At 72.0% G+C, this 10,503-nt stretch carries 10 protein-coding genes; 3 read left to right on the top strand and 7 right to left on the bottom strand.

Annotated features, from left to right (window positions below):
• Window positions 1–121: 121 nt before the first annotated feature.
• Both ACIRPP_RS28020 and ACIRPP_RS28015 read left to right on the top strand, forming a co-directional pair.
• The gene (locus ACIRPP_RS28020) at window positions 122–337 is read left to right on the top strand and encodes a zinc ribbon domain-containing protein (protein ID WP_360593249.1); all 216 of its coding nucleotides are present in this window, start codon (window positions 122–124) and stop codon (window positions 335–337) included.
• A gap of 188 nt (window positions 338–525) precedes the next feature.
• Window positions 526–1,293: a DedA family protein gene (locus tag ACIRPP_RS28015; protein WP_403648343.1), complete on the top strand. Its 768-nt coding sequence runs from the start codon at window positions 526–528 to the stop codon at window positions 1,291–1,293.
• A gap of 13 nt (window positions 1,294–1,306) precedes the next feature.
• Here ACIRPP_RS28015 and ACIRPP_RS28010 read toward each other — a convergent pair whose 3' ends face one another.
• From ACIRPP_RS28010 to ACIRPP_RS28000, 3 genes are all read right to left on the bottom strand, one after another.
• Window positions 1,307–2,119 (bottom strand): HAD family hydrolase, encoded by an 813-nt coding sequence (locus ACIRPP_RS28010; RefSeq protein ID WP_403648341.1) that lies wholly within the window; start codon window positions 2,117–2,119, stop codon window positions 1,307–1,309.
• A complete protein-coding gene (locus ACIRPP_RS28005) occupies window positions 2,119–4,683 on the bottom strand; it encodes a phosphoribosyltransferase (protein WP_403648338.1) in 2,565 nt (854 codons plus the stop codon). Before ACIRPP_RS28005 ends, ACIRPP_RS28010 begins: the two co-directional genes overlap by 1 nt.
• Window positions 4,684–4,760: 77 nt before the next feature.
• Window positions 4,761–5,927: an HpcH/HpaI aldolase/citrate lyase family protein gene (locus ACIRPP_RS28000; RefSeq protein WP_403648335.1), complete on the bottom strand. Its 1,167-nt coding sequence runs from the start codon at window positions 5,925–5,927 to the stop codon at window positions 4,761–4,763.
• 170 nt (window positions 5,928–6,097) lie between these two features.
• Here ACIRPP_RS28000 and ACIRPP_RS27995 point away from each other — a divergent pair, with 170 nt between their 5' ends.
• Window positions 6,098–7,003, top strand: a complete 906-nt coding sequence (locus ACIRPP_RS27995) for a TerD family protein (RefSeq protein WP_403648332.1) — start codon at window positions 6,098–6,100, stop codon at window positions 7,001–7,003.
• A 39-nt stretch (window positions 7,004–7,042) separates the two neighbouring features.
• On the opposite strand, the gene ACIRPP_RS27990 is transcribed toward ACIRPP_RS27995, so the two are convergent.
• The 4 genes from ACIRPP_RS27990 to ACIRPP_RS27975 form a co-directional block, all read right to left on the bottom strand.
• Window positions 7,043–7,774 (bottom strand): Tellurium resistance, encoded by a 732-nt coding sequence (locus ACIRPP_RS27990; RefSeq protein WP_403648329.1) that lies wholly within the window; start codon window positions 7,772–7,774, stop codon window positions 7,043–7,045.
• Window positions 7,775–7,922: 148 nt separating this feature from the next.
• The gene (locus tag ACIRPP_RS27985) at window positions 7,923–9,062 is read right to left on the bottom strand and encodes a DUF475 domain-containing protein (protein WP_403648326.1); all 1,140 of its coding nucleotides are present in this window, start codon (window positions 9,060–9,062) and stop codon (window positions 7,923–7,925) included.
• Between the two features lie 51 nt (window positions 9,063–9,113).
• Window positions 9,114–9,689, bottom strand: a complete 576-nt coding sequence (locus tag ACIRPP_RS27980) for a TerD family protein (RefSeq protein WP_403648324.1) — start codon at window positions 9,687–9,689, stop codon at window positions 9,114–9,116.
• Between the two features lie 169 nt (window positions 9,690–9,858).
• On the bottom strand, window positions 9,859–10,434 hold the full coding sequence (locus ACIRPP_RS27975; protein WP_164338970.1) for a TerD family protein: 576 nt from the start codon (window positions 10,432–10,434) through the stop codon (window positions 9,859–9,861).
• Window positions 10,435–10,503 lie beyond the last annotated feature (69 nt).

The following is a 10,503-nucleotide window of genomic DNA, read 5'->3' as shown; positions in this document are numbered from 1 at the left end:
CACGCGACAAGTCCATACCCCTCCCTGAACCCGACCCCACGGGCCCCCGCCGCCCAGGCGCGCCGCCCCGGTGGCGGGCCGGCCCGTACCCGTGGGGGCGGGTGCCGGTTAACCTGTGCGCATGCCTCGCTACGAGTACCGCTGCCGGACCTGCGGCGACACCTTCGAACTGAGCCGTCCCATGGCGGAGTCCTCCGCACCCGCGGCCTGCCCGGCGGGCCACGACGACACGGTCAAGCTGCTGTCCACCGTCGCGGTGGGCGGCACCTCCGCCGCCCCGGCCCCGGCCGCCGGCGGTGGCGGGGGCGGCTGCTGCGGCGGAGGCTGCTGCGGCTGACGCCGCGCGTCCCCCGGCACGGGCGGCGCGCCACCCGGCACCCGCCCCTCCCCCGGCGCCCCCAGGACGCCGGTCGGACACGCCCCGGCATACCCACGTCCCGACGTGCGACGCCTCGCCGCATCCTCGTCGCCCCACTCGTCGCCGTCCTCAGGCTCCCTTCAGGTGCGCTTCCCTAGCGTGGGCGCATGACAGCCATCGCCGTACACGGGATCGCCACGGCCGCCGCGGGTGACAGTCCCGGACCGCAGTGGGTCACCGACCTCATGGACGCGCTGGGCGCGCCCGGGGCCGGGCTCGCCATCGCGCTGGAGAACCTCTTTCCGCCGATCCCGAGCGAGGTGATCCTGCCGCTGGCGGGGTTCGCCGCCAGCAGTGGGCGCATGGGGCTGCTCAGCGTGCTGCTGTGGACGACCGCCGGGTCCGTCGCCGGGGCGCTGGCGCTGTACGGGGTGGGTGCGCTGCTCGGCCGGGACCGGACGCTGGGGATCGCGGCCCGGCTGCCGCTGGTGAAGGTGGCGGACATCGAGCGGACCGAGGCGTGGTTCCTGCGGCACGGGACGAAAGCGGTGTTCTTCGGCCGCATGCTCCCGATCTTCCGCAGCCTCGTCTCCGTGCCGGCCGGGGTGGAGCGCATGCGGCTGCCGGTGTTCCTCGGTCTGACCGCGCTGGGCAGCGCGCTCTGGAACACCGTGTTCGTGCTGGCGGGTTATGCCCTCGGCGACAACTGGGAGCGGGTCTCGGCTGTCGCGTCGACGTACTCCAAGGTGGTCCTGGGCGTCGCCGCGCTGGGCCTGGTGGTGTTCGCGGTCGTGCGGTTGCTGCGTCCCGGGGCCGGCCGGCGGAGGCGGGGCGGGCGGACGGAGACCGGCCCCGCCGGCACACCCGGGGAGGACGAGGACGGCGGCACCGCCGACACCCTCGCCCTGCGCCCCGACGCCCCCGCCGGCCGGTAGGCGCCCCGCCGGCTCACCGGGGCGGGCGCACCGCCGCCAGGAACTCGCGCAGGATGCGCTCCCCGGCCGCGACACCCCGCTCGGGCAGGGCGCTGACCGTGGGCGCCGTCCAGCCGACGTCGGCGAGTTCGCCGTGGCCGGGGCGCCAGCCCCGGTCGGCGGCGAGGAGCAGGTCGGCATCGAGGAGGGAGTCACCGGCGGCGAGGGTGAGGTCGGCGCCGGTGCGGCGGGCGACCTCGTGCATGGCCGCGCTCTTGGTGAGCGGCTTGGGCACGGCGTAGATCTTGCGGCCCTGGAGGGAGACGGTCCAGCCGAGGTTCTCCGCCCACGCGGCGAGTTCCTTCACCCAGTCCCCGGGCAGCAGGTCCCGCTCGACGACCAGGTAGGCGAACAGGTCCTCGGCCACCCGGTGTTTGCGCACCCAGACCGGGTCGGCGGTGCGCAGCAGGTGCTCCTGCACCTGAGCCAGCGGGGCGCACTCCGCGGCCAGCCGGGCGGTCACCCGGGCGTGCCAGTCGCGGTCGGACACACCGTCGACGAGGAGGTGGCCGCCGTTGGCGCAGATCGCGTAGGCGGGGGCCGGGCCGGGCAGGTTGATGCGCTGGTACTGCTTGCGGGTGCGGGTGGTGGTGGGGACGAAGACGGCACTGTCGCCGAGGTCGGTGAGGAGCCGGGCCGCCGTCTCCGTCATGTAGCACAGCGGCTTGCTCTCGTGGACCTCCACGCACAGCAGCCGGGGCGCCCGCGCGTCCGGCATGGTCAGGGCGAGGGCGGCGGCGGAGTAGATGAGGGTGCGGTCGAGGTCGCTGGCGACGAGGACGGGCATCAGCGGGCCACCGCCTTGCCGTCGGCGCCGGTGGCGCCCCGGGTGTAGCGGGGGTGGATGAGTCCGACGCAGGTGTACGGCAGGCCGTCGACCTCCTCGACGGGCACCCCCCGCTGCTCGGCGAGCAGGCGCACGTGGTCGAGATCGCTGCCCGCTCCGGCGCGGGCGAGCACCTTCCAGGGCACCCGGCGCAGCAGCACCCGGGTGGTCTCGCCGACGCCCGGCTTGACGAGGTTGACGTCGTGGATGCCGTACTCCTCGCTGATGCGTTCCACCGCGGCCCAGCCCTCCCAGGTGGGGGTGCGGTCGGTGGCGAGGAGTTCCTTCGCGCGGGCGCAGGCCGCGTCGGTGACCTCGGGGAAGCGGGCGGAGACGGCGTCGAGGAAGGCCACCGAGAGGTCGGCGCCGGCGAGTTCGCGGTAGAACTTGGCGCCGTGGAAGTCGTGCGGGCCGACCAGGTCGGCGCGCAGCACGGTCCGTGAGATCAGCCCGGAGACGGTCGAGTTGAGGCAGGCGGAGGGGATCAGGTAGTCCTCGCGGGTGCCGTAGGTGCGCACGCAGGAGCCGGGGTCGGCGAGGACGGCGATCTCGGGGTCGAAGCCGACGGCGCCCCCGGCCTTCTCGAACTCGGTGACGGCCTGGGCGAGTTCGCGGGTGATGGCGCCCTTGCCGGTCCAGCCGTCCACGAACACCACGTCCCGGGGGTCGTGGTGGGCGGCGAGCCAGTGCAGCGCGTTGGCGTCGATGCCACGGCCGCGCACGATGGACACGGCGTAGTGCGGGAGGCCGAGGCCGTGCCGGTGCTGCGCCCAGCGGCGCATGAGGATGCCGACGGGGGTGCCCGCGCGGGCCAGCGAGACGAGGACCGGGTGAGAGGACCGCTCGGCGAGCACGGTCTCGGTGACGACGCCGACCGCGTGGGCCAGGCGGGCCGCCGAGGCGTCCAGGGCGGCGTGGAACAGCTCCTGGTACTGCTCGCTGGGCTGGTACTCGACCGGCAGGGACTCCGCGTAATGGGCGCCGCCGCTCTGAATGGCCTCCTCGCGCTCCTCGGTCGGCGCCTCCAGCGTCACGTCCGAGAGGTCCTGGAGCAGCCAGCCGACCTCCTCGGGCGCGTACGAGGAGAAGGCGGGGCCTCTGAGCGGGTCGGGCAGCATGCGGGCGGGCCTTTCGGGGGCGTCCGGCCGGGCGCCCCGGTGGGCGTCCCGGCGGTCGGGCACGTACGACGGCACGACCGCGAGGAGGACGTGCGGGGTGTGCGCGGCGAGCCGGGCGGCCAGACCGCCGGGCGCGTGCAGGGCGGGGGTGTCGGCGGCCGAGTCGACGACGGCGACGACGGCGTCGAAGCCGGCGCCCGCGACGTTGTAGGCGTAGCGCTCGCCGGGGCCGTCGGCCGGGTCGTCGTGGGCCGGGAAGACCAGCCGGGTGCGGATCGCGTAGCCGGGGTCGTCGACGGCGAGGACGGGTGAGCGGGTGGTGGTCGAGAAGCGGACGTCGGTGCGGGGGACCAGGTGTTCGAGTGCGTGGGCGAGCCGCAGCGGCGCGTACATCAGCTCCTCGCAGCCGAGGACGAGGACGCGGCGGGCGCCGGCCGGGAGGGCGTCCGCGAGGCGGGCGGCCATGGCGGGGAGGGCCTCGTCGAGGCGGGAGCGGTGCGCGGGGGTGAAACCGTGCCGTCCGCCGTCGGGGAGACCGGCGGGCCAGCGCAGGTCCACACGGGTGACGCGGTCCGCCGCTGCGGCGGGCGAAGCGGCGCCGGGGGCGGCCGGGGAGTCGGCCGGTGACGGCTCGCGGCCCCCGGCGGCACGCTCGTGCGCCGCGACCAGCTCGCGGCCCTTCTCCAGGACGTCCTCGGGCAGCCGCACCGTCCCCGACGCGGTCGTCACCAGGTCGATGCGGGCCCCGATCTCCCGGGCGAACGCGTCGAGGCGTCCCGCGTCCGCCGGCGAACGCATGTCGACGAGGGCGACGATCACGTACCGGGAGCGCGGGTAGCGGGCGTGCAGGGCGCGGACGGTGTTCAGCACCGTGTTGCCCGTGGAGAACTCGTCGTCCACCAGGACCAGCGGTCCGTCGCCCGCGAGCAGGCCGGGGTCCTCGGGCAGCAGCAGGTGGGAGGTGGCGTGCGAGTGGGACTCCTCGAAGCCGCCCGCCGTCGGCACACCGGGGACCGGCCGGCGGGTGGAGTGCAGGTAGGGGGCGGTGCCCAGGCCGTCGGCCACCGAGTGGCCGAGGCCGGTCGCGGTCTCCGCGTAGCCGAGGACGACCGCCCGGCCGGCCGCCCCGCCCAGCAGCTCGCCGACCCGGCGGCCGAGGGCGACGCCGTGCTCGTACACGACGGACGGCGACTGGGGCACGTGCTTGCCGAGCACGTGGGACACCAGCAGGTGGGCCCGCTTGGGGTTGCGCCGCAGGGCCAGGCCCAGCAGGCCGGTCAGCGTGTCGTCGCCGACGAGTTCGACGCCGAGCCGCTCGGCGACCCAGGTGCCGGACCAGACGTGCCCGTCGGTCCGCGTCGCGTGACGCACCCCGGGGTGCACCCGCTCGTTCACTGCCTTCTCCATGGATTCCTTGCGCTCGGTTCCGGCGCCGGCCGGGCGGCCCGCCGGGGTGGTGGCGTGGTGAGGGTGCTCCGGGTGGTTCACTTCGTGAGACCGGCGGCGAGCAGCTCCACGAAGCCGATGTCCTCGTTCGCCACCCCGAAGACCTCGGCGCGCAGCAGGGTCCGCTCCGCCCAGGCGCGGTGCGGCTTCACCTCGTTCATTTTGTTCGTGTACGCCGACCTCATGACACCCCCACCGCCCCTTTCCGGCCGCAGGATGTCCTGGGCGTCGCTGTACTCCTCGTGGCTGACGACGGACAGCGCGTGCACCGGCAGGACGTGGGAGGGGTGGATGCAGGTCTTGCCGAGGAGGCCGTTGGCCTGGTCCAGGGAGATCTCGCGCAGCAGTCCGTCCATGGAGTGCTTGATGAGTTTCTCGCGCAGCGCGACCGCCTGCACCTCCAGGAACGGGCTCTGCCGCAGCTGGGGCTTGAACATGCGTTCCTGGACGCGGAAGTACTCCCAGACGGGGCCGGTGACGGTGAAGCCGGTGCCGTCGGCGCGGGCGAGCATGTTCACCACGTCGGCGATGACCGAGGCGACGACCTGGATGTCGTAGGCCGTCATGTCGGGGCCCCGGCGCAGCCCGTAGGAGGAGCAGAAGTCGGTCACGCCCAGGCGCAGGGCGAGGACCCGGTCGCGGTACTTGTCGACGGACCGGAAGATGCCCTCCAGGACCTCCACCCGGGACTCCCGGTAGAGGAGTTCCGGGGACTCCAGGACGGGCATGGCGAACAGCCGGCGCCCGCTGGTGGCCTCGGCGTCGGTGAGGGCCTCCAGGAAGGGCATGCCGCGTTCCTCGGTGAACTTCGGCAGGACGAATCCGGACAGCAGCCGGACGGCGGGGCCGAGGCGGCGGACGAGGTCGGGTATCTGCTCCGGGGTGCGCACCCGGACGAACACCAGCGGCAGCTCCACGCCGGTCACGCCGTCCAGTTCGGCGAACTGGCTCACGAGGTTCGCCTCCCCGGCGGCGACGTCCGCGTCGCTGATGGAGTCCTCCAGGCACAGCACCATCGAGACGACACCGCGCCCGGCCTGCTTGACGACGTCGTCGGCGAGGCGGGGGCGGGTGGCCGGGCTGTAGAGGGTCGCGCCGAGGGCCGCGGAGAGCAGCCGGGCCGGGGAGTCCGCGGTGAACGCGCAGGGCTCCCGGTAGAAGAGACGTTTCCGCACCTCGAGGGCTATGTGACCGAAATGATGCATTGAACTCCCTCGGGGCCTTTGGTGCTGCGGTGACACGTCAGAAGGTGGCCGGTAATAGTACGTTCAGAACGATGTCGGCGGTTCCCACGGGGCGTTAACGCCCGATGACTCCGCCGTGTCGGCCGCCCCCCGCATTGTCGTGGCCAGGACGCAGCAGGCAGGATGACGGCATGACGCACGCGATGCTGAAGGGGTCGAACGTCCCTCTCGAGGCCACCACGGTACGCGCCGTGCTGCGCTGGTCGCCCGGGCAGGGGGTGCCGGACGTGGACGCCTCCGCGCTGCTGCTCGGCCCCGACGACCGCGTGCGCTCCGACGAGGACTTCGTCTTCTACAACCAGCCGCGGCATCCCGCCGGCACCGTCTGGCGGCTCGGCAAGAAGCGCGACACCGACGGTCTGACCGACACGATCCAGACAGACCTCGCGGGCACCGAACCCGACGTGGGGCGGATCCTGCTGGTCGCCTCGGCGGACGGCGTCACCTTCGACCGCGTCCGGGACCTGCGCATCCTGCTGTACGACGCCCGGACCCCCGACGCCGAGCCCCTCGCCTTCTTCGACATCAGGCCGGAGACCGGGCAGGAGACGGCGCTGATCTGCGGCGAGCTGTACCGGCGCGGGGAGGGCTGGAAGTTCCGGGCCCTCGGCGAGGGCTACTCCAACGGCCTGCGGGGGCTCGCCACCGACTTCGGCATCTCGGTGGACGAGTCGGAGGCCGCGGAGGAGCCCGCTGCCGCCGATCCGGCGGCCCAGGCGCCCGCGCCGCCCCGGGCGCACCCCGAGGCGCCGACCCAGGCCCACGCACCGGCCGCGCCCGAGGTGTCCGGTCCGCTGCCGCCGGAACAGCCGGCCGCCGGGGTACCGGCGCAGCCGGCGTACGGCTACCCGCCGCAGCAGCCCCCGGCCGCCCAGCCGGCGTACGGCTACCCGCATCCGGCGGCGCAGCCCGCCTACGGCTACCCGCAACAGCCCCCGGCGGCGGCGCCCGCCGCCTACGGCTTCCCGCCGGCCGGTTCGGCCCCCGACCCCGACTTCCGGCTGCCCCCGCAGGGGCCGCAGTTCATCGGACGCTAGCCGTACCGCTCCCGGAACCTGGGGCCCCGGTGCCATGCGCTAGACCTTCGTCTTGAAGCCCCGGCCCCACTGCAGTCCCCACCCGTAGAGCCGGTCGATCTCCGCCTGGAAGCCGTAGACGAACTTCACCTCGCGGCGGACGATGATCTCGTCCTTCACGTTCTCGATCATCATCACCGCGCAGGAGCGGGCCTGCGGGTGGCGTTCGTCCAGGCCGATCTCGATCCGCGGGCCGTTGCTCGGGTAGAGGGTGACCATCGCCTGGGTGCGGTCGAAGGCGGGCGTCTGGTCGTAGATGTACGCGAAGACCAGCAGCCGCCGGATGTTCTCGCGCTGGTCCAGGTTGATGTAGATCGTCTCGCCGGAGGCCGAGCCGAACCGGTCGTCGCCGCTGAGCTTGACGTACGGCGGTGCGTTGACGTCGCCGAGGTAGCCGCCGAGCGGCTGGACCACGCCCTTGGTGCCGTCCTGGAGTTCGTACAGGCAGCCCAGGTCCAGGTCGACGTTGACCATGCTCTGGCTGTGCGCGACGACCTCCGGCGGCTTGAGCGCCTTGAAGGGGTGGCGCAGCAGGCTCTCCCGCTGGGAGCCGCCGAAGTCGGACGTCCGCATGCGCCAGCTCAGGTTGATGCGCAGATGGCCGGTGGCCGCCCCCTGTTTGGTGAGGGAGACCTGCGCGTGCCGTTTGGTCAGCTCGATGGCGTTGGTGGCCGCGTTGCCCGAGTCGAAGTCCGTTCCGCGTCCGCGCCACAGTCCGTCCAGGAAGCCCATTCCCGTCCCGCCCCAAGTCCTCGTGCCTCGAACCCCGCCGTGGCCGTGCCGGGTGCCTCCAAGGGCCCCGGACGGCCGACGGGGCGGCCGGCGAGGACTGGTCCTCCGCCCGCCGCCCCGTCCAGAGCGTTCCTCACCCGGGGTGCCGTCACACCCCGGAGGCGACCTCTGTCTTCTGGTCCGTGTCCCCCTCGGCCGCCGCGAGCCGCTTGTTGCGGCGTACGGAGGACCAGAAGGACCAGCCGATCAGGACGACACCGATGAGTCCGGTGATGATCTCGTGGATCTCGTACTGGATGGTGATCAGGAGGATGAGCGCGAGGGCGCCGATCGCGTAGTGCGCGCCGTGCTCCAGGTAGACGTAGTCGTCGAGGGTGCCCTGGCGGACCAGGTAGACCGTGAGGGACCGGACGTACATGGCGCCGATACCGAGGCCCAGGGCCATCAGGACGATGTCGTTGGTGATGGCGAAGGCGCCGATCACCCCGTCGAAGGAGAAGGACGCGTCCAGCACCTCGAGGTAGAGGAACATGAAGAACGCGGCCTTGCCGGCCAGGGCGACCGCCGAGCGTGGCTTGCCCTGTCGTACGGCCTTCTCCTCCTCCTCGTGCTCGCGTTCCTCCTCCTCTTCGAGCTTGTCCTCGAAGAAGCCGGAGAGTCCGCCGACGATCATGTAGGTGATCAGACCGGCGATGCCGGAGAGCATCACCGTCTCGGCCTTGTCGACATGGGTGCCGCCGTGCTGGTGGGCGTTGGCGGCGAAGGTCATGGCCGAGATCAGCAGGATGATCAGCGCGATGCAGACCGACAGCATGTCGATCTTGCCCAGCTTGGCCAGCGGGCGCTCCAGCCACGCCAGCCACTTGATCTCCCGGTCCTCGAAGATGAAGTCCAGGAAGATCATGAGCAGGAACATGCCACCGAAGGCGGCGATCGCCGGGTGCGCGTCGGTGACGAGCTCCTGGTAGCGGTCCTTGTCGCTCAGCGCGAGGTCGACCGCCTCGATCGGGCCCATCTGGGCGCTGACCGCGACGATGACGACGGGGAACACCAGCCGCATGCCGAAGACGGCGATCAGGATGCCGATCGTGAGGAAGATCTTCTGCCAGAAGGCATTCATCTTCTTCAGGATTCCGGCGTTGACCACCGCGTTGTCGAAGGACAGCGAGATCTCGAGGATCGAGAGGATCGCCACGATTCCGAAGGCGGTCCACCCCCCGAAGAGGATCGCTGCGACCAGGCCGGCCGCGGTGACCGCGAACGACCAGCCGAAGGTTTTCAGAACCACTGGCTACCCCATCGTGTTGCGTACGGGCTCCCCCGCCGCCAAGAGTCGGCTTTACGAAACGTTGACTCCGAAGTCTAGAGCGATACCTCGCAGCCCCGACGCGTACCCCTGACCGACTGCACGGAACTTCCACTCGCCCTGGTAGCGGTACAGCTCACCGAAGATCATCGCGGTCTCGGTGGAGGCGTCCTCGCTCAGGTCGTAGCGGGCCAGTTCCTGTCCGTCGGCCTGGTTCACCACGCGGATGAACGCGTTGCTGACCTGGCCGAACGTCTGGCCGCGCTCGTCGGCCATGTGGATGGACACCGGGAAGACGATCTTGTCGCACCGGGCCGGCACCTTGGAGAGGTCGACCAGCAGCGACTCGTCGTCGCCGTCGCCCTCTCCGGTGAGGTTGTCACCGGTGTGCTCGACGGAGCCGTCCGGGCTCGTGAGCTGGTTGTAGAAGACGAACCACTCGTCCCCCATGACCCGGCCGTCGCTGCAGACCAGCGCGCTGGCGTCCAGGTCGAAGTCGGCTCCCGTGGTGGAGCGCGCGTCCCAGCCGAGCCCGACCATGACCTGCGTGAGGTTGGGTGCGGCCTTGGACAGGGAGACGTTTCCTCCCTTGGCGAGTGTGACGCCCATGATGCTGGTCCCTCCCCGGGTTCTGTTTCTCAGGTGGTCCTGCACTCCCCCAGCGGGGGCACCCCCGGGCGCCGCACGCGAACCGTGCGGCACCTGGGGGAACGGCCGTCCGACACGGCCGGTCCCGGGCGGGCCCGCCCGGGACGGTGAGCGTTCCGGCCTCTCGCGCTCAGACGTTCACACCGAAGTCCTGCGCGATGCCGCGCAGGCCGGAGGCGTAGCCCTGGCCGATGGCCCGGAACTTCCACTCCGCGCCGTGCCGGTACAGCTCGCCGAAGACCATGGCGGTCTCGGTGGAGGCGTCCTCCGACAGGTCGTAGCGGGCGATCTCGGCGCCGCCGGCCTGGTTGACGACGCGGATGAACGCGTTGCGCACCTGGCCGAAGGACTGCTGGCGGTTCTCCGCGTCGTAGATGGACACCGGGAAGACGATCTTCTCGATGTCGGCGGGGACGGCGGCGAGGTTCACCTTGATCTGCTCGTCGTCGCCCTCGCCCTCACCGGTGAGGTTGTCACCCGTGTGCTCGACGGAGCCGTCGGGGCTCTTGAGGTTGTTGAAGAAGACGAAGTTGGCATCGCTGCCGACCTTGCCTGAGCTGTTCAGCAGCAGGGCGCTGGCGTCGAGGTCGAAGTCGGTGCCGGTCGTGGTACGGACGTCCCACCCCAGTCCGACGACGATGGCGGTGAGGCCCGGCGCCTCCTTGCTCAGCGATACGTTGCCGCCCTTGCTGAGGCTGACTCCCACGAGTCCTCCATTGGTGTCCGGGGGCGGGTTGCCCCGTGGTGCGTTGGCTGTCGGATCAACGAGTCGATC

The sequence above is a fragment of the Streptomyces sp. NPDC101219 genome (assembly GCF_044767675.1).
Classification (GTDB): Bacteria; Actinomycetota; Actinomycetes; order Streptomycetales; family Streptomycetaceae; genus Streptomyces.
This window is presented reverse-complemented; position numbering and strand designations above follow the sequence as displayed.